The organism is Streptomyces sp. NPDC051105, from assembly GCF_040682795.1.
In the GTDB taxonomy this organism is placed as follows: Bacteria; Actinomycetota; Actinomycetes; order Streptomycetales; family Streptomycetaceae; genus Streptomyces.
In genome coordinates, this window is the sequence record NZ_JBFBBR010000010.1 from 112,977 (window position 1) to 138,416 (window position 25,440).

23 protein-coding genes are annotated in these 25,440 nt (G+C 71.4%); 11 read left to right on the top strand and 12 right to left on the bottom strand.

Annotated features, from left to right (window positions below; genetic code table 11):
* Positions 1-2: 2 nt before the first annotated feature.
* From AB0N16_RS24925 to ssd, 5 genes are all read right to left on the bottom strand, one after another.
* Positions 3-182 (bottom strand): DUF4244 domain-containing protein, encoded by a 180-nt coding sequence (locus AB0N16_RS24925; RefSeq protein ID WP_365800202.1) that lies wholly within the window; start codon positions 180-182, stop codon positions 3-5.
* Positions 183-249: 67 nt separating this feature from the next.
* Positions 250-1,029, bottom strand: a complete 780-nt coding sequence (locus AB0N16_RS24930) for a type II secretion system F family protein (RefSeq protein ID WP_365800204.1) — start codon at positions 1,027-1,029, stop codon at positions 250-252.
* Positions 1,026-1,877, bottom strand: coding sequence for a type II secretion system F family protein (locus AB0N16_RS24935; RefSeq protein ID WP_365800625.1), 852 nt, complete (start codon positions 1,875-1,877; stop codon positions 1,026-1,028). Before AB0N16_RS24935 ends, AB0N16_RS24930 begins: the two co-directional genes overlap by 4 nt.
* 204 nt (positions 1,878-2,081) lie before the next feature.
* A complete protein-coding gene (locus AB0N16_RS24940; protein WP_365800206.1) occupies positions 2,082-3,263 on the bottom strand; it encodes a TadA family conjugal transfer-associated ATPase in 1,182 nt (393 codons plus the stop codon).
* A complete protein-coding gene (ssd, locus tag AB0N16_RS24945) occupies positions 3,260-4,354 on the bottom strand; it encodes a septum site-determining protein Ssd (protein ID WP_365800208.1) in 1,095 nt (364 codons plus the stop codon). Before ssd ends, AB0N16_RS24940 begins: the two co-directional genes overlap by 4 nt.
* Positions 4,355-4,946: 592 nt before the next feature.
* Here ssd and AB0N16_RS24950 point away from each other — a divergent pair.
* The gene (locus AB0N16_RS24950; protein WP_365800209.1) at positions 4,947-5,771 is read left to right on the top strand and encodes an HAD family hydrolase; all 825 of its coding nucleotides are present in this window, start codon (positions 4,947-4,949) and stop codon (positions 5,769-5,771) included.
* Positions 5,772-6,172: 401 nt separating this feature from the next.
* Here AB0N16_RS24950 and AB0N16_RS24955 read toward each other — a convergent pair whose 3' ends face one another.
* Complete coding sequence (locus tag AB0N16_RS24955; protein WP_365800211.1) at positions 6,173-6,997, bottom strand: oxidoreductase; 825 nt, start codon at positions 6,995-6,997, stop codon at positions 6,173-6,175.
* Between the two features lie 101 nt (positions 6,998-7,098).
* On the opposite strand from AB0N16_RS24955, the gene AB0N16_RS24960 reads away from it, so the two are divergent.
* Entirely contained in the window at positions 7,099-8,079 is a 981-nt protein-coding gene (locus AB0N16_RS24960) for an ATP-binding protein (protein ID WP_365800213.1), read from the top strand.
* Positions 8,080-8,125: 46 nt separating this feature from the next.
* Here AB0N16_RS24960 and AB0N16_RS24965 read toward each other — a convergent pair whose 3' ends face one another.
* Positions 8,126-9,388 (bottom strand): hypothetical protein, encoded by a 1,263-nt coding sequence (locus tag AB0N16_RS24965; protein ID WP_365800215.1) that lies wholly within the window; start codon positions 9,386-9,388, stop codon positions 8,126-8,128.
* A gap of 338 nt (positions 9,389-9,726) precedes the next feature.
* Between AB0N16_RS24965 and AB0N16_RS24970 the strand changes: the two genes are divergently transcribed.
* From AB0N16_RS24970 to AB0N16_RS24995, 6 genes are all read left to right on the top strand, one after another.
* Complete coding sequence (locus AB0N16_RS24970) at positions 9,727-12,159, top strand: SulP family inorganic anion transporter (RefSeq protein ID WP_365800217.1); 2,433 nt, start codon at positions 9,727-9,729, stop codon at positions 12,157-12,159.
* A gap of 172 nt (positions 12,160-12,331) precedes the next feature.
* A complete protein-coding gene (acs, locus tag AB0N16_RS24975; protein WP_365800219.1) occupies positions 12,332-14,290 on the top strand; it encodes an acetate--CoA ligase in 1,959 nt (652 codons plus the stop codon).
* Between the two features lie 190 nt (positions 14,291-14,480).
* A complete protein-coding gene (gene nhaA, locus AB0N16_RS24980; RefSeq protein WP_365800221.1) occupies positions 14,481-15,869 on the top strand; it encodes a Na+/H+ antiporter NhaA in 1,389 nt (462 codons plus the stop codon).
* Positions 15,870-16,003: 134 nt separating this feature from the next.
* Positions 16,004-16,489 (top strand): phage holin family protein, encoded by a 486-nt coding sequence (locus AB0N16_RS24985; RefSeq protein WP_365800223.1) that lies wholly within the window; start codon positions 16,004-16,006, stop codon positions 16,487-16,489.
* Positions 16,486-17,406, top strand: coding sequence for an alpha/beta hydrolase (locus tag AB0N16_RS24990; RefSeq protein WP_365800225.1), 921 nt, complete (start codon positions 16,486-16,488; stop codon positions 17,404-17,406). Before AB0N16_RS24985 ends, AB0N16_RS24990 begins: the two co-directional genes overlap by 4 nt.
* Positions 17,407-17,533: 127 nt before the next feature.
* Complete coding sequence (locus tag AB0N16_RS24995; RefSeq protein ID WP_351713367.1) at positions 17,534-17,713, top strand: hypothetical protein; 180 nt, start codon at positions 17,534-17,536, stop codon at positions 17,711-17,713.
* 4 nt (positions 17,714-17,717) lie between these two features.
* On the opposite strand, the gene AB0N16_RS25000 is transcribed toward AB0N16_RS24995, so the two are convergent.
* The 3 genes from AB0N16_RS25000 to nth form a co-directional block, all read right to left on the bottom strand.
* Positions 17,718-18,917, bottom strand: a complete 1,200-nt coding sequence (locus AB0N16_RS25000) for a MarP family serine protease (RefSeq protein ID WP_365800627.1) — start codon at positions 18,915-18,917, stop codon at positions 17,718-17,720.
* Between the two features lie 13 nt (positions 18,918-18,930).
* Positions 18,931-19,644 (bottom strand): CoA pyrophosphatase, encoded by a 714-nt coding sequence (locus tag AB0N16_RS25005; protein WP_365800227.1) that lies wholly within the window; start codon positions 19,642-19,644, stop codon positions 18,931-18,933.
* Between the two features lie 97 nt (positions 19,645-19,741).
* The gene (gene nth, locus AB0N16_RS25010; protein ID WP_365800229.1) at positions 19,742-20,719 is read right to left on the bottom strand and encodes an endonuclease III; all 978 of its coding nucleotides are present in this window, start codon (positions 20,717-20,719) and stop codon (positions 19,742-19,744) included.
* A 420-nt stretch (positions 20,720-21,139) separates the two neighbouring features.
* Between nth and AB0N16_RS25015 the strand changes: the two genes are divergently transcribed.
* Positions 21,140-21,814 carry a Crp/Fnr family transcriptional regulator gene (locus AB0N16_RS25015; protein WP_018547939.1) on the top strand — a complete coding sequence of 225 codons (675 nt, stop codon included), beginning with the start codon at positions 21,140-21,142 and terminating at the stop codon, positions 21,812-21,814.
* Between the two features lie 90 nt (positions 21,815-21,904).
* Positions 21,905-22,735 (top strand): nucleotidyltransferase, encoded by an 831-nt coding sequence (locus AB0N16_RS25020; RefSeq protein WP_365800231.1) that lies wholly within the window; start codon positions 21,905-21,907, stop codon positions 22,733-22,735.
* Between the two features lie 10 nt (positions 22,736-22,745).
* Here AB0N16_RS25020 and AB0N16_RS25025 read toward each other — a convergent pair whose 3' ends face one another.
* Positions 22,746-23,606, bottom strand: coding sequence for an SDR family oxidoreductase (locus AB0N16_RS25025; RefSeq protein ID WP_365800233.1), 861 nt, complete (start codon positions 23,604-23,606; stop codon positions 22,746-22,748).
* A gap of 89 nt (positions 23,607-23,695) precedes the next feature.
* On the opposite strand from AB0N16_RS25025, the gene AB0N16_RS25030 reads away from it, so the two are divergent.
* The gene (locus tag AB0N16_RS25030; RefSeq protein ID WP_365800235.1) at positions 23,696-24,424 is read left to right on the top strand and encodes a TetR/AcrR family transcriptional regulator; all 729 of its coding nucleotides are present in this window, start codon (positions 23,696-23,698) and stop codon (positions 24,422-24,424) included.
* 184 nt (positions 24,425-24,608) lie between these two features.
* On the opposite strand, the gene AB0N16_RS25035 is transcribed toward AB0N16_RS25030, so the two are convergent.
* Positions 24,609-25,439 (bottom strand): MBL fold metallo-hydrolase, encoded by an 831-nt coding sequence (locus AB0N16_RS25035; RefSeq protein ID WP_365800237.1) that lies wholly within the window; start codon positions 25,437-25,439, stop codon positions 24,609-24,611.
* Between the last annotated feature and the right edge of the window lies 1 nt (position 25,440).

Sequence of the window (25,440 nt, forward strand, 5' to 3'; positions counted from 1 at the left end):
GCTCACATCCGCGCACTGAGGGCTCGTTTCACGATGTTCTGGAGTTCCGCACTGACCTGTCCGCTCGTCACGACCGCGTAGAGGACCGCCGCGAACCCGACGGCGGCGATGATCCCCATCGCGTACTCGGACGTGACCATTCCCGCGTCCCCGCGCAGCAACTTACGCATCTTCTGGTACATCTCGACTCCCTTGAATCCCTTGAATCCAGTGATCAGTTCCTGTTGACGGCCCGTCGTCGCCCCCGTGTCATCCACCACCCCCTCGCAGCACCCCGCCCGCCAGCCCGATCACCACGGGCAGGACCCCGACCGCGATGAACGCGGGCAGGAAACAGAGCCCCACCGGCGCGGAGATCAGCACGGCCGCCCGCCGCGCACGCGTGGTCGCGCTTCTCGCCCACTCCGCGCGGGCGTCCGCGGCAAGCCGCGCGACCGGGGTGGCCGCCGGCAGCCCGGACTCGTCCGCGCGCTCCAGCAGCCGGGCAAGGGCGGCGGCACCCGGCAAGGCCGCCAACCGTCGCCAGGCCTCGGCCGGTTCACCGCCCAGCCGGACCTCCGCCGCACCCCGCGCGAGCCCTTCCCCGACGGGTCCGCCGAGCGCCTCGCCGACTGCCTGGGCGGCCACCACCGGACCCGCCCCGGCTGCGATGCAGGCGGCCAGCAGGTCGGAGGCGAGCGGGAGTTGGCGCGCCGCCCGGGACGCCTCTGCCTGCGCCGCCCGTCCCGCGTCCCCCTCCCGGCGCCGCCACTGCCACAGCCCCACGGCGACGCCCAGCCCCAGCAGCGCTCCGACGACCCCACCGACCAGCACCCAGCCGCCGCACACCGCACCGACCGCCGGCAGCCACCCGCGGACCGCACCGCCGACGTCGGACCGCCGCTCCGGCATCTGCAGGGCCAGCACTCCGGCCACCCTGCGCCGGGCCCAGCGCCTGCGCCTGGCCCGCTCCAGCCACCACGCCGCCCAGCCCAGGGCCAGCAGCGCCACGACCGTCATCCCCAGCCGGTGGACAACTTCCGCGCTCATGCCGACTCAGCTCCCCGCACGATCCGGGCCGCCCACCACATCCCGGCGCCCTCGAACGCCGCTCCGACGACCAGGCAGCCCAGCCCGGCCCCGGTGTGCAGCAGTACACGCAGCGGGTCGGCGCCCATGGCCGAGCCGAGCAGGAGGCCGAGGGCGGGCAGCGCGGCGAGCAGCACCGCGGTGGCCCGGGCGCCGGACAACTGGGCGCGCAGGTCTGCGCGCTGGTCCCGTTCGGCGCGCAGGGCCGCGTCCAGGCGGTCGAGGCCGGCCGCGAGCCCGGCGCCCTGGTCGACGGCCACCCGCCAGCAGGCCGCGAGTCCCAGCAGGCCGTCGGCGCCCGGCTGGCGTGCGGCCGTCGCGAGCGCGCCCGGCACGTCCCCGCCGAAGCGTGCCGCCGCGACCACGGCCGCCTGGGCCTCGCCCAGCCCACCGGAGTCCCGGGCGGCCCGCAGCAGCGCCTCACCGGGCTGCCGTCCCGCGCGCACCTCCCCGGCGAGCGCCCCGCACAGCACGATCACCGCGTCGGCGCGCGCCTGCCGGACCCGCCTCGCCTGCCGGGCCAGCCGCAGCCGGCGCAGCACCGGCACCCCGGCCACCCCCGCGAGGACCGGAAGCACCGAGGCGGCGAGCAGGGCCAGCGCGATACCGACGGTCAAGGCCCACCACTCACTCCGCCAACGGCCGCACAGGCGCCGCAGCTCCCCGACCGTCCGCTCCCAGGAGGGCGGTCCGGCGGCCATCGCCCCGCCCCCCGCGAGCAACAGCCGCGCCCGCCGTACCTCGCGCTGCCGTTCGGCGAGGAGCCACGCCGTGACCCCGCCGCACACCACGGCCGCGCCGACCGTCATCTCACCCATCACACAAACCCCTTCCAACTCGCAGACGTTTCAGGTCACCTCGGACCGGGTGACTCGGCCGCCTCGGACCGGGTGACTTGGCCGCTTCAGGCCCCCGGGCCAGCCGGCCGCTCGAACCCAGGGGCCAGCCGGTCACTTCGAACCCACGGCCAGCCGGTCACTTCGAACCCGCAAATGGCTCAGATCACTTCGGGCTCACAGACCACTGACGTCACTTCGCAACAGCTCCCGCAGCCGCTCCCACCCTGGCTCGCGCACGAAGGCCTCCGCACCCCAGCGCAGCGCCGGTACCGTCCGCACCAGCCCCGAAGGGTCCCGCTCCAGCACATGCACCTCGGCGATGCGCCGTCGGCCCGTGCGGTCCCGTACCAGGTGCAGCACCACCGACAGCGCGGCCGCCAACTGGCTGTGCAGGGCGGCCCGGTCGAGCCCGGCGGCGGTACCGAGCGCCTCCAGGCGGGCGGGGACGTCCGCCGCCGCGTTGGCGTGCACGGTGCCGCAGCCGCCCTCGTGCCCGGTGTTGAGTGCGGCCAGCAGGTGCACGACCTCGGAGCCGCGCACCTCGCCGACGACCAGCCGGTCGGGACGCATCCGCAGCGCCTGGCGGACCAGGTCCTCCAGGGTGACCAGGCCGGCGCCCTCCTGGTTGGCGGGTCTGGTCTCCAGCCGTACGACGTGCGGGTGTTCGGGCCTGAGCTCCGCCGAGTCCTCGGCGAGCACGATCCGCTCTCCCGAACCCACCAGGCCGAGCAGCGCGCTCAGCAGGGTCGTCTTGCCGGTGCCGGTGCCACCGCTGACCAGGAACGACAACCGGGCCGCCAGGAGCGCGCGCAGGATCCGGTCGCCGCCCGGTGGCACGGTCCCGGCCGCCACGAGTTCGTCGAGCGTGAACGCCCGCGGTCGCACCACCCGCAGGGACAGGCAGGTGCAGCCGACCGCCACCGGGGGCAGGACCGCGTGCAGTCGGGTGCCGTCGGGCAGCCTGGCGTCCGCCCAGGGACGCGCGTCGTCCAGGCGCCGGCCGGCCACCGCGGCCAGCCGCTGCGCGAGGCGCCGTACGGCCGCCGCGTCCGGGAAGGTGACCGGGGTCAGTTCCAGGCCGCCGCCGCGGTCCACCCAGACTCGGTCCGGGGCGGACACCAGGACGTCGGTGACCGTGGGATCGGCGAGCAGGGGTTCCAGGGGCCCGCTGCCGACCAGTTCGGAGCGCAGTCGCTCGGCCGCGCCTAGGACTTCGGCGTCGCCGAGCACCCGGCCCTGTGCGCGCAGCGCCTGCGCCACGCGCGCGGGGGTCGGTTCGGCGCCGCTCTCGGCCAGCCAGCGCCGGACCCCGTCGAGCAGGGCCGGGCCGTCCGCGCCCGCGGTGCCGGGCCTCATGCGCCACCCGCCTCGACGAGCGTGCGCTCCCAGAAGCCCTTACAGAAGCGGGCCAGCGGTCCACGGGCGGCGGACCCCGGTGGTTTCCGGTGGGGGCGGGACAGGCCCGGTTCGGCGGGCACTTCGCCGGCCAGCGGCAGACCGAGCAGCCGGGCCACCTCGCGGTCGTCCAGTCCCGGCGCGTACGGGCCTCGTACCGCCACCCGCAGATCCCGTACAACCATGCCGACGGTGGCCGCCACCCGGCCGGCCGCCGCGATCGCGCGGAGTTCGGCGGGGACCACCAGGACGACGAGGTCGAGCTGGGTGAGGACCTCGGCGACCTCGTCGTCCAGGCGGCGCGGCAGGTCGACGACGACCGCGCCGCCGCGCCTGCGGACGGCGGCGAGCACCGCGCGGACCGCGGGCGGCGGGATGGCCACGCTGTCGCCGCGGTCCCAGCTGAGGATCCGCAGCGAGTGCAGTTCCGGCAGGGACTCCTCCAGGGCGCCGCTGCCGAGCCGGCCTCGGGAGGCGGCGAACGCGGGCCAGCGCAGGCCCTCGGCGGTCTCGGCGCCGAGGAGTACGTCGATACCGCCGCCCAGCGGATCCGCGTCCACGAGGAGGGTGCGCAGTCCCTCCCGCGCGGAGGTGACGGCAAGCGCGCAGGCCAGCGTGGAGGCACCGGCCCCGCCCCGGCCGCCGATCACCCCGACGGTGAGGGCCGGGCGGCCCACACCCTCGACGACATCGGCGATCCGGTCCACCAGCCACTGCTCCCCGTCGGGCAGCATCAGGACATGGTCGGCGCCGATCTCCACGGCGCGTTTCCACACATCGGGGTCGTCCTGGTCCTGGCCGACCAGCACCACCCCGCGTCGGCGCGCGGCCCCGCGCACCCGGCGCGCGGCGTCGTCCCCGACCAGGACAAGCGGGGCGGACTCCCAGCCGCCGCGCTCCGGCACTCCGTGGTGGACCTCGGGTTTCGCGCCGGCCGCCGCGCACAGGCGCAACAGGTCGTCGAGGAGTTCGGCGTCCTCGGTGACGATCATCGGGCGTCCGGGCCGTCCCGGGGCGGCGGACGGTGGTTCGTGGGTGACAGTTCCGGCCACGTGAGCTTCCCCCTTGGCTGCGTTCTCGTGCGCGGCCTCCGGGGCCACGCGATTCCCATACGTGTGAAGAACCGGCAAGCGGCCTCCATATGCATGGCCGACAGAAACCGGCCATTGGCGCCCGGCAATCGGAACCGGCCAAGAACTCGCCGCCGACGGAGCGCGCTGGAATCACGGTGCAGCGAACCCGGAAATCGTGTGGATCTTGGTCCAAAACTGTGGACAACTCGATGGTTGTGAATATCGCTGTCCCCCATACCGGTGAGGCCCGTTCTGGGCTCTGCGCGACTTCCACAGAGCAGCGCTACAGCTACTCAGAGTGACGGATCATGGGTATGCGAAAGGGGCGGCAGCGGCCGCCCGACCAAGATCTCAGGACTCGGAGAAGAGAGAAGACGGGGGAAAAACCCGTCCGGACATGCGACGACCCCCACCGGGGGGGAGAGTGGGGGTCGTCTCCACGGCCGACTCGGGGGGGGAGGAGCCGGACCGGGTTAGCACGGTCGCGAACGATCCGTGACTTCCATGGTGTACCCGAGAGCCTTCTCAGGCAAACCCACGCGCCCCACCTTACGCCGAATGGTGGGCGCCTATGCTCGGGGACGTGGAAAACCACTCCTTGCCCCGCACAGCGGCCTTCTTTGACCTGGACAAGACGGTCATTGCGAAGTCGAGCACGCTCACCTTCAGCAAGTCGTTCTACCAAGGCGGTCTGATCAACCGCAGGGCGGCCCTGCGCAACGCGTACTCCCAGTTCGTGTTCCTGGTCGGCGGTATGGACCACGACCAGATGGAGCGCACGCGCGCGTACCTGTCCGGGCTGGTCCGTGGCTGGAATGTCCAGCAGGTCAAGGAGATCGTCGCCGAGACCCTGCACGACCTGATCGACCCGATCATCTACGACGAGGCCGCCTCCCTCATCGAGGCCCATCACCGGGCCGGGCGGGACGTCGTCATCGTGTCCACCTCGGGCTCCGAGGTGGTCGAGCCGATCGGCGAACTGCTCGGCGCCGACCGGGTGGTGGCCACCCGCATGGTCGTCGGCGACGACGGCTGCTACACCGGCGAGGTGGAGTATTACGCCTACGGTCCGACGAAGGCCGAGGCGGTCCGGGAGCTGGCCTCCTCCGAGGGGTACGACCTCGACCGCAGCTATGCGTACAGCGACTCGGCGACGGACCTGCCGATGCTCCAGGCCGTCGGGCATCCGCACGCGGTGAACCCGGACCGGGCGCTGCGCCGCGAGGCAGTCGGGCGCGGCTGGCCGATCCTGGACTTCCACCGTCCGGTCCGGCTCAAGCAGCGGATCTCCGCGCCCCCGCGCCCGGCCCTGGTCGCCGCGGCCGCGATAGGAGCTGCGGCCGCCACCGCGGGCCTGGTCTGGTACGCGAGCCGGCGCCGGAACCCGGTCACCTGAACCGGCACCCCCCTCCCTCTTCCACCCGTTCGGCCTAAGAGCACCGCGCCTTTCGTGCCGCTTAGCGTGTCTTTGAACCTAAAAGTAAAGAACTGCAGGCAGGGGTTCCGCTTGCTCCGGGCTTGCAGTACAAAGGGGTTAGCGGCCCGCGAGACCGAAGGACATCCGAGAGGATCACCTTTAAAACGCATTTGGCCCCACGGACCCAGCATGGACACCGCGCACCCACGCGACGTCGACCCGTCGATTACGGGCCAGCCGCACCAGGTGACGGGCAAAGTACCCGACCTGATGGGCGACATTTCGAGGACGCCTGGTAACCCGGTGAACATGCCAGCGGCGGTACGAGGACTCGTACCGCCGCAACCCGTTTCGGCGGCCCTCCGACCGCCCCAGGGGCGTTACGCCGCCCCGCGCTGCAACGCCTCGCACACCGCGGTCGACTCCCGCGCGCCCAGCTCCACCGCGCGACCGCAGTGCGCGATCCAGGCCGCCATGCCCTCCGGAGTGCCCGAGACGTACCCGTCCAGGGCTGCCAGATAGGAGGCACGGCCCAGTTCGGCGTGGCCGACCTCGGGGGGACAGACCGACTTGGGGTCGAGGCCGCTGCCGATCAGGACGATCCGCTCGGCGGCGCGCGCGACCAGCCCGTTGTACGAGGTGAAGGGCCGCAGCGCGAGCAGCTCGCCGTGCACCACGGCGGCCGTCACCAGCGCCGGCGCCGAGCTCCCCGCGATGATCAGCTCGGAGAGCCCGTCGAGGCGCCCCGACACCTCGTCGGCGTCCGGCAGCGGCAGCTCGATCAGCGGCTCGTCGACGCCTTCACCGGCCCTGCGCGGCCGACCCACCTCGTCGGCGCCGGTCGCGGCCGCCACCAGGTGCAGCCGGGCCAGCACACGCAGCGGTGACTGCCGCCAGATGGAGAGCAGTTGGCCCGCCTCGGCGGTCAGCCGCAGGGCGGCGCCCACCACGCGCGCCTCGTCGTCGCCACCGAAGTCGGAGCGCCGCCGGACCTCCTCCAGTGCCCAGTCGGCACCGGACAGCGCCGCACTGCCCCGGGCGCCGCGCAGGGCGGCCTCGGAGGTGACGGCGTTGCTGCGGCGCCGCATGACCCGGTGGCCGTAGACCCGGTCCACGGCCTTGCGCACGGACTCCACGGACTCGGCCACACCGGGCAGCGAGCCCAGGGCCGCGAGTGGATCGGCGGTCGCACGTGTCGTACTCATGAGTACGACCCTACGCATCCCCTGGCCGCCACTCCACGAAGGAGTGGTCTTCTTCACTCCACCCGGCACATACAGCTATCGCAAGACTACTCTTCGTGAACATGAAAATTGCTTTCGTCGGGAAGGGCGGCAGCGGCAAGACCACGCTCTCCTCCCTGTTCATCCGCCACCTCGCGGCTGCCGGCGCACCGGTCGTCGCCATCGACGCCGACATCAACCAGCACCTGGGCCCCGCGCTCGGCCTCGACGAGACGGAGTCGGCGGCGCTGCCGGCGCTGGGCGAGCGGCTCTCCCTGATCAAGGACTACCTGCGCGGCAACAACCCGCGCATCGCCTCCGCCGCCACGATGATCAAGACCACGCCGCCCGGCGAGGGCTCGCGGCTGGTCCGGGTACGGGAGCCCAATGCGGTGTACGACGCCTGTGCGCGCCCGGTGGAACTCGACGGCGGCGCCGTCCGTTTGATGGTCACCGGGCCCTTCACGGACGCCGACCTCGGGGTCTCCTGCTACCACTCCAAGACGGGAGCGGTGGAGCTGTTCCTGAACCACCTCGTCGACGGCCCCGACGAGTATGTCGTGGTCGACATGACGGCGGGTTCGGACTCCTTCGCCTCCGGCATGTTCACCCGCTTCGACATCACGTTCCTCGTCGCCGAGCCAACCCGGAAGGGGGTCTCCGTCTACCGCCAGTACAAGGAATACGCCCGGGACTTCGGCGTCGTGCTGAAGGTCGTCGGCAACAAGGTGCAGGGGCAGGACGACATCGACTTCCTCCGCGCGGAGGTCGGGGACGACCTGCTGGTCACGGTCGGGCACTCGGACTGGGTACGTGCCATGGAGAAGGGCCGCCCGCCCCGGTTCGAGCTCCTGGAGGACGCCAACTCCCGGGCCCTGCGCACCCTCAAGGTCGCCACCGACGCGACGTACGAGCTGCGGGACTGGGAGCGGTACACCCGGCAGATGGTCCACTTCCACCTGAAGAACGCCCAGTCGTGGGGCAACGAGCGCACCGGGGCCGACCTGGCGGCGCAGATCGACCCCGGCTTCGTGCTCGGCGAGGGAGTGGCGGCGCCCGTCTGACGGAGGTGGGCACTCCGTCTGCGGGGAGCCGACTCCCGCCCGCCGCCTACTGCTTGACCGCCGGCGCCCCGGGCACCCCCTTCGGTGCCGGGGCGGGGCGGCCGGAGAGGAAGGACGCCCAGCCCTGACGCGGGGCCTCGCCCACGTTCAGGGTGCGCAGTCTCGCCAGGACCTGCGGGTCCTGGGCGTCCAGCCAGTCGGCCAGCTGATGGAAGGAGACACAGCGCACCTCGGGCTTGTTGCAGACGTTCTCGACGACCTCGTCGATGGCCCGCATGTAGGTGCCGCCGTTCCAGGACTCGAAGTGGTTGCCGATGACGAGCGGTGCGCGGTTGCCGTTGTAGGCCCGGTTGAAGCCCTGGAGCAGCCCGTCACGCATCTGGTCGCCCCAGTAGTCGTACTTGTCGGGGTCGCCCTGGGTCGAGGTGCCGGACTGGTTGACCATGAAGTTGTAGTCCATGGTCAGCTGCTCGAAGGAGTGGCCGGGGAAGGGGACGAGTTGCATCGACAGGTCCCACAGCCCTTCCTTCCTCTTGGGCCAGACCTGGTCGTTGACACCGCTGGTGTCGTAGCGGAAGCCCAACTCGCTCGCCGCCTTCATGAAGTTCTTCTGTCCCTCCAGGCAGGGGGTGCGGGCGCCGATGAGCTCCTTGTCGTAGTCGAAGGGCAGCGGTGCGGCGTTCTTCATGCCCGTGTTGGTCTTCCAGTTCTTCACGAACTGCTTGGCCTGGGCGATCTCGCTCTTCCACTCCGCCACCGACCACTCGCCGACACCTCCGTCGGGACCGCAGAAGTGCCCGTTGAAGTGGGTGCCGATCTCGTTGCCCTCCAGCCAGGCCAGCCGCAGCTGCCTGACCGTGTCGGAGATGCCCTGCTCGTCGTTGAAGCCGATCTCGGAGCGGCCGGGCGAGTGCTGCGGGGGCCGGTAGAGGTCACGTTTCTCCTCGGGCAGCATGTAGACGCCGCTGAGGAAGTACGTCATGGTCGCGTTGTTCTCCTTGGAGACCTTGCGGAAGTGCGAGAACAGCTTCTGGCTGTCCTCGCCCGCGCCGTCCCAGGAGAACACCACGAACTGCGGGGGCTTCTCACCGGGCTGAAGCTTCTCGGGCCTGGGCAGATGCGGCTGCGCCCCGGTGTACGCGGTGGAACCGTCGCCGATCAGACGGACCACGCTCTGGGGCGCCGGCGCTCCCTTCTGCGGCGCTGACGTCCCTTCCTCGGAGTGGGTGCCGGTCGCGCAGCCCGCCAGCGACGCGGCACAGGCCGCGGCGGTCACGGCGCCGACGGCAATCCTCTGGGTGGCGGCCAATTCCGCCCACCTTCTTCCTTCTCTCGGCGAACGCCGATCACGGCGTTTATGGCGGTGTGCCGGGTATGTGCCGACAGCGCCGCCAAGGTCGCATAGGACCGAGAGAGGGATTAATACGACAAGCCGATGAACTGCTCACTTCACCCATGGAGGTGAAGAGGTGCCCCATTTGCGCAGAAAATCCATGCCTGACCTTTACTCTGCATTACGATTCATTTACCGAGTGTTGATTCATCCCGCCGCTGCACGCCGTGACCCACGGCCGCGACCAAGCCCCAGCCCGCTGGCGAGGGGTCCCCCTGTTCCGCGACCGCGCTGCCCCGGAGGAGACGGGAAACATGTCATCAGCCTGCGTACCCACCCACCCCGAGAGCCTCGGCCCGGCCCAGTCCGAAGCCCGGGCCGCAGCCCCAAGTCCCCAGCTCACCAAAGGCTTCGACCGGCCACCGAGCCCGCCCACGCCCTCGCGCCGCCGTTTCCGGATCGAGGGCGCCGACCTGTCCGCGTCCGTCTCGGTCTTCCTGATCGCCCTGCCGCTCTCCCTCGGCATCGCCCTCGCCACCGGCGCCCCGCTCCAGGCCGGGCTGGTCGCGGCGGCCGTCGGCGGCCTGGTCGCCGGGCGGCTCGGCGGCTGCCCGCTCCAGGTCAGCGGTCCGGCCGCCGGGCTCACCGTGGTCACCGCCGACCTGATCCACCGTTACGGCTGGCGGGCCACCTGCGGCATCACCGTCCTCGCCGGACTGGCCCAACTGGGCCTGGGCTGCCTGCGCGTGGCCCGCACCGCACTCGCCGTCAGCCCGGCCGTGGTGCACGGCATGCTCGCCGGCATCGGTGTCACCATCGCCGTCGCCCAGCTGCACATCGTCCTCGGCGGAAACCCGCAGAGCTCGGTCCTCGCCAATGTCCGGGCCCTGCCGGCCCAGTTGGCGCACCTGCACCCGGCCGCGGTGACAATGAGCGCGCTGACCCTGGCCCTGCTGTTCGGCTGGCCCCGAATCCCCGGCAGAGTGGGCCGTCCGCTGCGCACGGTTCCGGCGGCCCTGGTCGCCGTCGCCGGTGCCACCGCGACCGCCTCCCTCACCGGGCTCGTCCTGCCCCGGGTCGACCTGCCGTCCTGGAGCAGCCATGCCCTGGCGGGGCTGCCCGAGGGGCCGGTGCTCGGCATCGTCGCCGCCGTGCTCACCACCACGCTGGTGTGCAGCGTGCAGTCGCTGCTCGGTGCGGTCGCCGTGGACAAGCTGGTGGCCGGCCGCCCGGGACCCCAGTCCCGGGTCGGCCGGTCGGACCTGGACCGCGAGCTGCTCGGTCAGGGCGCCGCCAACATCGTCTCCGGGGCGCTCGGCGGACTGCCCGTCGCGGGGGTCGCGGTGCGCAGTTCGGCGAATGTGCAATCCGGTGCCGTCAGCCGGAACTCCACGATGCTGCACGGCGTTTTCGTAGTAGTCGCCGCGCTGCTGATGGTCCCGGTCCTGGATCTCATCCCGCTCGCCTCGCTCGCCGCCCTGGTGATGGCCGTCGGCATCCAGATGGTGTCCCTGCACCACATCCGCACGGTGACCCGCCACCGTGAAGTCGCGGTGTACGTCGTCACCACACTCGGCGTGGTGATCCTGGGCGTCCTGGAGGGCGTGCTCCTCGGGATCGCCGTGGCCGTGGCCGTCGCCCTGCACCGCCTCACCCGCACCCGCATCACCCATGAAGAGAAGGGGGGAGTCCATCGCGTACATGTAAGAGGTCAGCTGACGTTCCTCGCCGTACCCCGGCTCAGCAGAGCCCTGCATCTCGTACCCCAAGGCACCCACGCCGTGGTGGAGTTGGACGGTTCGTTCATGGACCACGCGGCGTACGAGTCACTGCGGGACTGGCGCAGGGCCCACACCGCGCAGGGCGGCTCCGCCGAGCTGACCGGCTGCCGGGAGGGCGTGCGCTCAGCGGAGTACGGCGGAAGACCGGAGGACGAGGACGGTCGCGAGCCTCGTGCGAGTCACGGTCAGGGACCGGGCCTCGCCCAGGGACCGAGCCTCGCCCAGGGATCGGGCCTCGTCAGGTCGGGCCTCGCCCGGTGGGGCGGCGGCAGAGCGGGCGGTGCCGATCACGAGCTCGCCCGTGGGATCAGCGTGTTCCAGCGCGACACCGCGCCCCTGGTGCGGGAGGAGCTGGCCCGGCTGGCGCGCGAGGGGCAACAGCCGTCGCAGCTCTTCCTCACCTGCGCCGACTCCCGGCTCGTCACATCGATGATCACCTCCAGTGGTCCGGGGGACCTGTTCGTGGTCCGCAACGTCGGCAACCTGGTCCCCCTTCCGGGTGAGGAGAACGGCGACGACTCGGTGTCGGCGGCGATCGAGTACGCGGTGGACGTGCTGAAGGTACGGTCCATCACGGTGTGCGGGCACTCCGGGTGCGGGGCGATGCAGGCGCTGCTCAGTGCCGGGTCCGGGGGCGGCACCAGTCCGCTCGGACGCTGGCTGCGGCACGGCCTGCCGAGCCTGGCGCGGCTGGCCGACCACGGCCGGCCGGGGGTCCGGCTGGCCGGGCGGGCCGCGGACACGACGGAGCGGCTCTGCATGACCAATGTGGTCCAGCAGCTGGAGCATCTGCGGGCGCACGACTCGGTGGCGCGGGCGCTGGCAGCCGGTGAGCTGGAGCTGCAGGGGATGTACTTCCATGTGGGCGAGGCGCAGGCGTATCTGCTGCGCCGGGCCGAAGGCGAAGAGGCGGGAGAGGTGTTCGAGGGGGTACCGGGCGCGGAGGAGCTGCGCAGCCCGGCCTGAGGAAGGGGCGGCGGGGGCCTGTCGGCGCCGTCCAGGCCGGCACCGGCGGGCCCTCACGTTCTGCCGTACCCGACAGGTCTAAACCATTTGCCGACGGCCCTTGTCACCGGACCCCCAGGTCTGATGAGCTGTGGCCTGGGACACAACGGACACCCTTGGAAAGGGAGATGTCGTGAGCAACGAAAGCCTGGCCAACCTCTTGAGGGAGGAGCGACGCTTCGCGCCGCCCGCTGACCTGGCCGAGAACGCCAATGTCACGGCCGAGGCGTACGAACAGGCCAAGGCTGACAGGCTCGGCTTCTGGGCCGAGCAGGCCCGTCGGCTGACCTGGGCCAAGGAGCCGACCGAGACGCTGGACTGGTCGAACCCGCCGTTCGCGAAGTGGTTCAAGGACGGCGAGCTCAATGTCGCGTACAACTGCGTGGACCGGCACGTGGAAGCCGGCAACGGCGACCGGGTCGCCATCCACTTCGAGGGCGAGCCCGGCGACAGCCGCGCGATCACCTATGCCGAGCTGAAGGACGAGGTCTCCAAGACGGCGAACGCCCTGCTGGAGCTGGGAGTCCGCAAGGGCGACCGGGTCGCGGTCTACATGCCGATGATCCCGGAGACGGCGATCGCGATGCTCGCCTGCGCCCGGATCGGCGCCGCGCACTCCGTGGTCTTCGGCGGCTTCTCGGCGGACGCGCTCGCCACCCGCATCCAGGACGCGGACGCCAAGGTCGTCATCACCTCCGACGGTGGCTACCGACGCGGCAAGCCGTCCGCGCTCAAGCCGGCCGTGGACGAGGCGGTCGGCAAGGCCGGCAACGTCGAGCATGTGCTGGTCGTCCGGCGCACCGGGCAGGAAGTGGCCTGGGACGACACGAGGGACGTGTGGTGGCACGAGGTCGTGGAGCGGCAGCCGGCCGAGCACACGCCCGAGGCCTTCGACGCCGAGCACCCGCTGTTCATCCTCTACACGTCCGGTACGACGGGGAAGCCGAAGGGCATCCTGCACACCTCGGGCGGCTACCTCACCCAGGCGTCGTACACGCACTGGGCGGTGTTCGACCTCAAGCCGGAGACGGACGTGTACTGGTGCACGGCCGACGTCGGCTGGGTGACCGGCCACTCGTACATCGTGTACGGGCCGCTGGCCAACGGCGCGACGCAGGTGATGTACGAGGGCACCCCGGACACCCCGCACCAGGGCCGGTTCTGGGAGATCGTGCAGAAGTACGGGGTGACGATCCTGTACACCGCGCCCACCGCGATCCGCACGTTCATGAAGTGGGGCGACGACATCCCCGCGAAGTTCGACCTGAGCAGCCTGCGGGTGCTGGGTTCGGTGGGTGAGCCCATCAACCCCGAGGCCTGGATCTGGTACCGCAAGCACATCGGCGCCGACAAGACCCCCATCGTGGACACCTGGTGGCAGACCGAGACCGGCGCGATGATGATCTCGCCGCTGCCGGGCGTCACCGCGACCAAGCCCGGTTCCGCGCAGACCCCGCTGCCCGGCATCTCGGCCACGGTGGTGGACGACGAGGCGCGCGAGGTGCCCGACGGCGGTGGCGGCTACCTGGTGCTGACCGAGCCGTGGCCGTCGATGCTGCGCACCATCTGGGGTGACGACCAGCGGTTCCTGGACACCTATTGGTCGCGTTTCGAGGGCAAGTACTTCGCCGGTGACGGGGCGAAGAAGGACGACGACGGCGACATCTGGCTGCTCGGCCGGGTGGACGACGTCATGCTGGTCTCCGGGCACAACATCTCGACGACCGAGGTGGAGTCGGCGCTGGTGTCGCACCCGTCGGTCGCCGAGGCGGCCGTGGTCGGCGCGGCGGACGAGACGACCGGGCAGGCGATCGTCGCCTTCGTGATCCTGCGCGGCACGGCGAACGCCGAGGACGAGGGCCTCGTCAACGAGCTGCGCAACCACGTCGGCGCCACGCTCGGCCCGATCGCCAAGCCCAAGCGGGTGCTGCCGGTGGCGGAGCTGCCGAAGACCCGCTCCGGCAAGATCATGCGCCGGCTGCTGCGCGATGTCGCCGAGAACCGCCAGCTCGGTGATGTGACGACGCTGACGGACTCGACGGTCATGGACCTCATCCAGGCGAAGCTCCCGGCGTCGCCGAGCGAGGACTGACCCGGACCGACGGCCACGAGGGGCGCCCTGCGCGAAACGCGCCGGGCGCCCTTTTTGCCCCTACCGTGAGACTTACCTGGCAACTCTCGCCACACCTTAGGTAAACTAAGCAAAGTAGCGCGTTCCTCAAGGTGTGCCGGGAAGTCTGGTCGGCAAGTAGCCCCGTCCTGCCCACCGACCGGAGGTCCCCGTGTCCGCGCCCCGCACCACTCCCGCCCGCAAGGCCCTCGGCCGGCTCTCGCTGCCCGAGCGGACCATCGTGGCGGACGCGCTGCGGACCGAGACCGTCGGCGGCGTGCTGCTGCTGATCGCCGCGGTAGCGGCGCTGATCTGGGCGAACATACCGGCGCTGCACCACAGCTACGAGACCGTCGGCGACTTCCACCTCGGCCCCGGCGCCCTCGGCCTGAACCTCTCCGTCACCCACTGGGCCGCCGACGGCCTGCTCGCGGTCTTCTTCTTCGTCGCCGGCATCGAGCTCAAGCGCGAGCTGGTGGCCGGCGATCTGCGTGACCCCAAGGCGGCCGTGCTGCCGGTGGTCGCCGCGCTGTGCGGCATGGCCGTACCGGCCCTCGTCTACACCCTCACCAACCTCGTCGGCGGCGGCTCCACCCAGGGCTGGGCGGTGCCCACGGCCACCGACATCGCCTTCGCGCTGGCCGTGCTGGCCGTCATCGGCACCTCCCTGCCGGGCGCCCTGCGCGCCTTCCTGCTCACCCTCGCGGTCGTCGACGACCTGTTCGCGATCCTGATCATCGCGGTCTTCTTCACCGCCCGGATCGACTTCGCCGCGCTCGGCGGCGCGGTCCTCGGCCTCGCCGTCTTCTGGCTGCTACTGCGGAAGGGCGTACGCGGCTGGTACGTGTACGTGCCGCTCGCGCTTGTCATCTGGGCGCTGATGTACAACAGCGGCGTACACGCGACCATCGCCGGTGTCGCCATGGGCCTGATGCTGCGCTGCACCACCCGCAAGGGTGAGCAGCACTCCCCCGGCGAGCACATCGAGCATCTGGTGCGGCCGCTGTCGGCGGGGCTCGCCGTACCCCTGTTCGCACTCTTCAGCGCCGGCGTGAAGGTGTCCGGAGGGGCGCTCGGGGACGTGTTCGGCAAGCCCGAGACGCTCGGGGTGGTACTCGGGCTGGTGGTCGGCAAGACGGTCGGGATATTCGGCGGTACCTGGCTGACCGCCCGCTTCACCCGGGCCTCGCTCAGCGAGGACCTGGCGTGGGGCGACCTCTTCGCGGTCGCCTCGCTCGCCGGTATCGGCTTCACCGTGTCGCTGCTCATCGGTGAACTCGCCTTCGCCGGCGACGCCGTGCTCACCGGCGAGGTCAAGGCCGCCGTACTCACCGGCTCGCTGATCGCGGCCCTGTGCGCCACCGTGCTGCTGAAGATACGCAACACCCGCTACCGGCGGCTGGTCGAGGCCGAGGAGCGGGACGAGGACCTCGACGGCATCCCGGACGTCTACGAGCAGGACGACCCGGCGTACCACCTGCGGATGGCGGAGATCTACGACCGCAAGGCCGCCGAACACCGCCGCATAGCCGCCGAGAAAGCCGGGCAGGCCGCCGGATAGGGGCCGCCGAGGGCCCGCACGGGTACGACGCGCGTACCGAAGTGCCGGGCGGGGCAGGCGCGCAGGGCAACCGTCCGGCATGATCTGACGAGACGGTACAAAAGACGATGACAAGTACGCAGAGGGAGACCGCGATGAGCGCACCCGACGGCAGCCCGGTCGGTGCCGAACGCAGCATCGGCCAGTTGTTCGCCTCGGCCACGGCCGAGATGTCGGCGCTGGTGCACGACGAGATCGCGCTGGCCAAGGCCCAGCTGAAGCAGGACGTCAAGCGGGGCGCGACGAGCGGCGGCGCCTTCTCGGCGGCCGGTGTGCTCCTGCTGTTCTCCCTGCCGATGCTCAACTTCGCGCTGGCGTACGGCATTCGGACCTGGAGCCACTGGAACCTCGCGATCTGCTTCCTGCTCTCCTTCGCAGCGAACGTCCTGGTGGCCGCCGGCCTCGCGCTGATCGGCGTGGTGTTCGCGAAGAAGGCCAAGAAGGGCCAGGGCCCGCAGAAGGTCGCCGCGTCGGTGAAGGAGACGGCGGGCGTACTGCAGAACGCCAAGCCGCATCCGCGTCCGGCACTCCCCAGGGATGACGTGCCGGCCATCGAGGCTGTGGGACGCTCGTCGTCATGAACGATCCCGCCCCCTCGGCCGTACGGCTCGAAGGCCCCTGGACCCACCGGGACGTCGCGGCGAACGGCGCGCGCTTCCACATCGCCGAGCTCGGCGACGGCCCGCTGGTCATGCTGGTGCACGGCTTCCCGGAGTTCTGGTGGGCCTGGCGGCATCAGCTGGTCGCGCTCGCCGACGCGGGCTTCCGGGCCGTCGCCATGGACCTCAGGGGGGTCGGCGGCAGCGACCGGACCCCGCGCGGCTACGACCCGGCCAATCTCGCCCTCGACATCACCGGCGTGATCCGCTCCCTCGGCGAGCCGGACGCCGCGCTGGTCGGTCACGACCTGGGCGGCTATCTGGCGTGGACGGCGGCCGCCATGCGCCCCAAGCTGGTACGACGGCTCGCAGTCGTGTCCATGCCGCACCCGCGGCGCTGGCGCGCGGCGATGCTCCGGGACCGCCGGCAGTCCACCGCCGCCTCCTACATCTGGGGCTTCCAGCGGCCATGGGTGCCCGAGCGGCAGCTCATCGCCGACGACGGCGCGCTGGTCGGCCGGCTGATCCGGGACTGGTCCGGGCCGCGGCTGCCCGAGGACGAGACGGTGGAGACCTACCAGCGGGCCATGTGCATCCCGTCCACCGCGCACTGCTCGATCGAGCCGTACCGCTGGCTGGTGCGCTCGCTGGCCCGCCCGGACGGCATCCAGTTCAACCGCCGGATGAAGCGCCCGGTGCGCGTCCCGACCCTGCATCTGCACGGTTCCCTGGACCCGGTGGCCCGCACCCGCAGCGCGGCCGGCTCCGGCGAGTACGTCGAAGCCCCGTACCGCTGGCGGCTGTTCGACGGCCTCGGGCACTTCCCGCACGAGGAGGACCCGGCCGCGTTCTCCACCGAACTGGTCAACTGGCTGAAAGACCCCGAGCCCGATCGGTGACCGCGCCGATGCGCCCGGTATCCGGATCTGCACACCTGTTCTACGAACGGCCACATGCCCCGCGCATAGGCCGATTGAGGGCCGTGCCGGAGGTTATCGACCTTGGGGCGGGGGCAGACGTCGGGGTATGGGCTGGACGCACGACTACAGTGACGCACCCCGCAACCGCCGTACGACAGGCGGTCTGAACTCCCATCGAGGAGCCGCCCCGCAGTTGCCGGGCACGGACCTCAGGGTGGGGATTCCGCACATCCTGCGGCGCCGGGCCCGCTGGGTCTCGGTCCGCCTGCGCCATACCCGCGCATGATCCCTCACAGTGCGCAGCTGTCGGTCCCGACCTGCTGATTCGCGGTACGACCCCGGGCGATGTCCGCCTGGATCTCGTCGGCCGTGAGGGCGTACCCGGTGTCCGCGTCGTCCAGTGACTTCGCGAAGACGACCCCGTACACCTTGCCCTGGGGCGTGAGCAGCGGGCCGCCGGAGTTGCCCTGGCGGACGGTCGCGTAGAGCGAGTAGACGTCACGGCGGACGGTGCCTCGGTGGTAGATGTCCGGGCCGTTGGCGGTGATACGGCCGCGCACGCGGGCGGCACGGACGTCGTACGACCCGTTCTCCGGGAACCCGGCGACGATCGCGCTGTCGCTGGTCGCCGCGTCCGCCGCGGAGAACTTCAGGGCCTTCGCCGGCAGATCTGGCACATCGAGTACGGCGATGTCGCGCTGCCAGTCGTAGAGGACGACCTTGGCGTCGTACTTGCGGCCCTCGCCGCCGATCTGGACGGTGGGTTCGTCGACGCCGCCGACCACGTGCGCGTTGGTCATGACACGGCGGTCGGCGAAGACGAAGCCGGTGCCCTCCAGGATCTTGCCGCAGCTCTGCGCGGTGCCCGTCACCTTGACGATGGACCGCTTGGCGGTGGTGGCCACCACGCTGTGCGCGAGGGCGGGGTCGGGCGGCGAGACATCGGTGATCGGCTCGTTGGCGAACGGGCTGAAGACCTGCGGGAAGCCGTTCTGCGCGAGGACCGTGGAGAAGTCCGCGAACCAGGTGTCGGCCTGGTTGGGCAGCGCTCTGGACACCCCGAGGAGCACCTTGGAGTTACGGACCTCCTTGCCGAGCGTCGGCAGCGTGGTACCCGCGAGCGCGGAGCCGATCAGCCAGGCGACCAGCAGCATCGCCAGCACGTTGACCAGCGCGCCGCCGGTGGCGTCCAGCGCGCGGGCCGGGGACCAGGTGATGTACCGGCGCAGCTTGTTGCCCAGATGCGTGGTCAGCGCCTGGCCGACCGAGGCGCAGACGATGACGACGACCACGGCGACCACCGCGGCGGTCGTGCTCACCTCGGCGTTGTCGGTCACCGCGTCCCAGATCACCGGCAGGACGTAGACGGCGACGAGGCCGCCGCCCAGGAAGCCGATCACCGACAGGATGCCGACGACGAATCCCTGGCGGTAGCCGACGATCGCGAACCACACGGCGGCGACCAGCAACAGGATGTCCAGCACATTCACGGTGGACACCCTGTCATGACCGCCAGTCGAGCGGGACCAGCTTCTCGCGGTCCCAGGAGCGCTCCCATCCCGCGTAGTGGAGCAGCCGGTCGATCACCCCGGCCGTGAACCCCCACACCAAGGTCGATTCGACCAGGAATGCCGGACCTCGGTGGCCGCTGGGGTGCACGGCGGTGGCCCGGTTGGCCGGATTCGTGAGATCCGCCACGGGGACCGTGAAGACCCTCGCCGTCTCGTTCGGATCCACCACCCCCACCGGGCTCGGCTCGCGCCACCAGCCCAGCACCGGGGTGACCACGAAGTGGCTGACCGGGATGTACAGCCTGGGCAGCACCCCGAACAGCTGCACACCGGCCGGATCGAGCCCGGTCTCCTCCTCCGCCTCGCGGAGAGCGGCCCGCAGCGGCCCGTCGGCCTTCGGGTCGCCGTCCTCGGGGTCGAGGGCGCCACCGGGGAACGAGGGCTGCCCGGCGTGCGAGCGCAGCGAGCCGGCGCGTTCCATGAGCAGCAACTCCGGCCCCTGCTCACCCTCGCCCTCGCCGAACAGGATCAGCACGGCCGACTGCCGTCCCGCGCCGTTCTCCGGCGGCAGGAAGCGGCTCAGCTGGACCGGCTGGACCGTCTCGGCGGCCCGCACCACCGGGTCCAGCCACTCCGGCAGGCCGTCCTTGCTGAGTGCCACACCCGCGTGCGGATCCCCCGTGTGCGCCTTGCCGCCCTGTGTCATGGCGTCCCCCGTCCTGCCCTACTGCCCCCGCCTGCCCGTTCCAACGCCCGAAGACTCCTTGATCGTTCCGTCTCTCGCCCCTCAGAAGATCCCTAGGTCATGTCCCTGATGCGGCGCCCAGCGGCGGCGCCGGCCTGCCACCCGCGTCCAGATACGCCCGCGGCGGGTTGAGGCGCTGGCCGGGGAAGCCGCCCTTCTCGTACTTGAGCAGCTTCCGCGCCTTCTCCGGGTCGGTCTCGCCCTCGCCGTAGGCCGGGCAGAGCGGCGCGATGGGACAGACCCCGCAGGCGGGCTTGCGGGCGTGGCACATCCGGCGGCCGTGCCAGATCACGTGGTGCGAGAGGTCGGTCCAGTCGCTCTTGGGGAACAACGCGCCGACGGCCGCCTCGATCTTGTCGGGGTCGGTCTCCGCGGTCCACCGCCACCGGCGCACCAGGCGCTGGAAGTGCGTGTCCACGGTGAGGCCGGGGCGCCCGAAGGCGTTGCCCAGCACCACGAAAGCGGTCTTGCGGCCGACGCCGGGCAGCTTCACGAGGTCTTCGAGCCGCCCCGGGACCTCGCCCCCGAACGACTCCACCAGGCCCTTGGAGAGCCCTATCACCGACTTGGTCTTGGCCCGGAAGAAACCGCACGGCCGGAGGATCTCCTCGACCTCCTCCGGGTTGGCCTCGGCCAGTTCCTCGGGGGTGGGGTACTTCGCGAACAGCGTCGGGGTGGTCTGGTTGACACGCAGGTCGGTGGTCTGGGCGGAGAGCACCGTGGCGATCAGGAGCTGGAAGGGGTTCTCGAAGTCCAGCTCGGGGTGGGCGTAGGGATACACCTCGGCGAGCTCGCGGTCGATCCGGCGGGCGCGGCGGACCAGGGCGGTGTGCGACTCGGGCTTCCAGGCCGCCTGCGGCTTCTCGGCAGCGGCCTTCTTGGACGCGGCCGCCTTGGACGCGGGCACCTTGGACGCGGGCACCTTGGACGCGGGCGGCTTGGACGCGGGCGGCTTCGAAGCCGTCAGCCCGGCAGCGGTCTTCGCCGGTGCCGTCTTCGTCTCCACGGCCTTCGTCTCCACGGCCTTCTTCGCCACTACCTTCTTCTGCGCTGCCTTCTTCTGCGCCGTCTTCTTCGTCGCGACCGGAGTCTTCGCGGCAGCGACCTTCTTTACGGCCTTTGCCGCTTTTGTTGCCTTTTTCGGCTCACTAGGGACAGCATCGGACCCCTGTTCGCCCACAGCGGAATCACGACGTACAACCACCCGCCCAGCCCCCTTGGCCTGTGCTCTCACCGGCGTTTTGGACACCCGGCCAGCCTAGAGCCCGGCACCGACATCCGCCCCGGACCCGGAAGATCAGCCCCCGATTGGACCCCTGCCGCTTACCTCGGCACACCTGTGCGGCATCCTTGTGACAGATCACACTGTTTGATTCCTCCGGCAAAATGGGGAGCACGGTCCCCTGGTACCAAGGGGGAGCAAGATCCCCTGAGCAGGTCGACAAGGAGAGAACTCGTGGACGACGTTCTGCGGCGCAACCCGCTCTTCGCGGCGCTCGATGACGAGCAGTCCGCGGAGCTGCGTGCCTCCATGAGTGAGGTGACCCTCGCACGTGGCGACTCCCTGTTCCACGAGGGCGACCCGGGCGACCGGCTTTATGTCGTCACCGAGGGCAAGGTCAAGCTCCACCGCACCTCCCCCGACGGCCGCGAGAACATGCTCGCCGTCGTCGGCCCCGGCGAGCTGATCGGCGAGCTGTCGCTGTTCGACCCGGGCCCGCGTACGGCGACGGCGACCGCGCTGACCGAGGTCAAGCTGCTGGGCCTGGGCCACGGCGACCTCCAGCCCTGGCTGAACGCCCGCCCGGAGGTGGCCACCGCCCTGCTGCGCGCCGTCGCCCGCCGGCTGCGCAAGACCAACGACGCCATGTCCGACCTGGTCTTCTCCGACGTCCCGGGCCGGGTCGCGCGCGCCCTGCTGGACCTGTCGCGCCGCTTCGGCGTGCAGTCCGAGGAGGGCATCCACGTCGTCCACGACCTCACGCAGGAGGAGCTGGCCCAGCTGGTCGGCGCGTCCCGCGAGACCGTGAACAAGGCGCTGGCGGACTTCGCCCAGCGTGGCTGGCTGCGCCTGGAGGCGCGGGCGGTGATCCTGCTGGACGTCGAGCGTCTGGCGAAGCGGTCTCGATAGGCGCCGGTTTCTGGGGGCCACCGCCCCCAGACCTTCGCATCGGCCTTCGGCCGCGTCCTCAAGCACCGGACGGGCTGATATTGGGTTCCCATGCCTGAAACAGTCGCGTCCCGGGGTCTCGATCCCCTGGGCTTCATCGAACGCGAGGGCTCGCACGCGCGCGTGCCGCACGTCTTCCGCCCCGTGGTCGCCGCCGCCCGCGACCGGCTCCTGGACGTCTTCGGGGCGCGACTGGACAGCGCCTACCTCAACGGGTCGATCCCGCGCGGCACCGCGCGCGTGGGACGCAGCGACCTGGACCTGGTGGCCGTCCTGCGCGCGGAGCCGACCGGTGCCGACCGGGACGCGGCCCGTGCCCTCGGCGAGGCCGTCGACAAGGAGTTCCCGGAGATCGACGGGGTCGGAACCCTGCTCTACTCCCGCACGCGGGTGCTCAGCGAGCTGGAGCGGTACGACATCGGCTGGTTCGTGGCCTGCCTGTGCACTCCGCTGCTCGGCGAGGACCTCGCGGAGTTCCTGCCCCGCTACCGCCCCGACTCGCTGCTGGCCCGCGAGACCAACGGCGACCTGGCCCGGTACCTGCCGCGCTGGCGGGACCGGATCGCGGCCGCGGGCGACGCCGAGGAGGCCCTGCGGCCCCTGGTGCGCTTCATGTCACGGCACCTCGTCCGCACCGGCTTCACCCTCGTCATGCCCCGCTGGAACGGCTGGACCAGCGATCTGCGGGAGATGGCCGAGGCGTTCGCCGACTTCTACCCGGAGCGATCCGAACAGCTGCGCCGCGCGGCCGGGTTGGGGTACGAGCCGGTCGGCGACCGCGCGGCGCTGCGGACATATGTCGACGACCTGGGCCCGTGGCTGGCGGACGAGTACGCGCGCGTGCACGGTGTGAAGGCGCCCAGACCCGAGGGCTGGGAGTAGTTCCAGGGATCTATTCGGCCCAGGCACGCTCCAGCTGGGTGCGGAAGGTGGCGGGCTTTCGCCCGATCAGCTCGGCCAGCGTCGAGTCGACAGCGGCGAACTCGCCGTTCCGCGCCGCGGCGAAGATGCTCAGCATCAGGTCGGCGATCGGGGCCGGGGCGCCGTGCGCCAGGGCCTGCTCGCGGAAGACGTCGTCCGGGACGACGGTGCGGGTGAAGGGCCTTCCGGTGGTCTCGGACGCGATCTCGGCGACGGTGTCGAAGTCGAGCGCTGCCGGGCCTGTGAGCGGCGGGGTGGGGCCCTCGAAGCGGGCCTCCTCGGCGAGGATCACCGCGGTGGCCTCGGCGAGGTCGTCGTGGCCTGTCCAGGCGACGGGGCCGTCGGCGGGCAGGGCGATGTCGCCGGTGTGGCGGGTGGACTCGAGGAACTGCAGGGCGCTGGAGGCGTAGAAGCCGTTGCGCAGCGCGGTCCAGGGCAGGCCGGTGGCGCGCAGCAGGTTCTCGGTCTGGGCGTGGTCGCGGCATGCCTGGAAGCGGGAGCCGTCGGCGGCGCCCATCTGGCTGGTGTAGAGAATGCGGCCTACGCCGGCCTGGACGGCCGCGTCGATGGCGGCGCGGTGGCCGCTGACGCACTCCTGGCCCGTGCGGTCGAGGGAGACGAGGAGCAGTTGCTCGGCGCCCTCGAAGGAGTGCGCGAGCGAGGCGGGGTCGTCGAAGCTGCCCTGCCGGACGCGGACGCCGCGACCGGCGAGGTCCTGGGCCTTGCGGGGGTCGCGCACGCTGACGCCGACGCGGTCGGCGGGTACGCGCTCCAGGAGGCGCTCGACGGTGCGGCGGCCGAGCTTTCCGGTGGCTCCGGTGACGATGATCATTGGGTTCTCCCGACGCTGCTTCCGATGGAATCACTCACAAGGTAACACTGGAATTTCCGATGGAAACAGTTCCTCGGTATCATCGGTTCATGGATACGCGTGACGCAACCGGCAGCCCTCGGCGCCGCATCGTCGAGGCAGCCGTCGCGCTGCTGGAGAAGGGCGGCCCTGACGCGGTGAGCACCCGCGCGGTCGCCGCCGCGGCTGGAATGCAGCCCCCGGCGATCTACCGCCTCTTCGGCGACAAGGAGGGGCTCCTCGAGGCCGTCGCCGAGCACGGCTACGCGCAGTTCCTGGAGAGAAAGCACGCGCAGCTCGACCCCGCCCCACAGGACCCGGTGGAGGAGCTGCGCCGCGGCTGGGACATGGTGGTCGAGTTCGGGGTCTCGCGCCCCGAGTTGTTCGCGGTGATGAACCGGGCCGTCGGCCAGGGATCGGACGCAGCACACCACGCGGGCCTGGAGATCCTCCATGGGCGGGTGCGTCGGCTGGCGGCCGGGGGATGGTTGCGGGTCGACGAGGAGCTGGCAGCCCAGATCATCCAGGCAACCGGCCAGGGAGCGGTCACCGTCTGGCACTCCACCCCCGCGGACCGCCGCAACCGGGCGCTGTTGACCATCCTGCGCGAGTCCATGGTCGCGGCCGTCACTCGTGCCGAGCCGGTGGTCCCCGCCGCCGAGTCCCGTTCCGCCGCGGCGGCCCGCGCGCTGCGCGCCGCCCTCCCCGACGACGCCGATGTCCTGAGCGACGCCGAGCAGCACCTGCTGCGTGAGTGGCTCACGCGCCTGGCGGCGGACGGTGGCGCACCGCATGCCTGATCGTGCGTCAGGCCCCGACGTGCGGGGTGAACCCCGAGGAGAGATCGTGCGATGAAGCGGCGTCCACGAGATGAGACAGTGGGCGACCACACGGCTCCGGTCGGCTTCCCCGTGCCCAGAACACGCCGCCAACCTTGATCACGTCTCCGCCGCGCACTGTTGCCAACGCTCGTGGTCAATACAGCTAGATCAGCCCGTGCTCGCCGAGGTAGTCCAGCTGGGCCCGTACCGACAGCTCCGCGGCCGGCCACAGGGAGCGGTCCACGTCCGCGTAGACGTGGGCGACGACCTCGGCCGGACCGTGGTGGCCGTTCTCCACGGCCGTCTCGACCTGGGCGAGCCGGTGGGCGCGGTGGGCCAGATAGAACTCGACGACGCCCTGGGCGTCGTCCAGGACGGGTCCGTGGCCCGGCAGCACCGTGTGGACGCCGTCGTCGACGGTCAGGGAGCGCAGCCGGCGCAGCGAGTCCAGATAGTCGCCCAGACGGCCGTCCGGGTGGGCCACGACCGTCGTGCCGCGCCCCAGGACGGTGTCGCCGGTCAGGATCGCGCGGTCGGCCGGGAGGTGGAAGCTGAGGGAGTCGGCGGTGTGACCGGGTGTGGGTACGACCCGGAGCTCCAGGCCGCCGGTCGTGATCACGTCGCCGGCCGCCAGTCCCTCGTCGCCCAGGCGCAGCGCCGGGTCGAGGGCACGCACGCGCGTGCGGGTCAGCTCGGCGAAGCGGGCGGCGCCCTCGGCGTGGTCGGGGTGGCCGTGGGTCAGCAGGGTGAGCGCGATGCGCTTGCCGGCCTTCTCGGCCGTGTCGACGACGTTCTTGAGGTGGCCGTCGTCCAGCGGGCCGGGGTCGATCACCACGGCCAGGTCGGATTCGGGCTCGGCGACGATCCAGGTGTTGGTGCCGTCCAGGGTCATCACGGAGGCGTTGGGGGCCAGCACGTTGACGGCCCGCGCGGTGGCGGGACCCGAGAGGACCCCGCCGCGCGGCTGGCCGGGCAGGGCTGCTGCGTTCGTCATG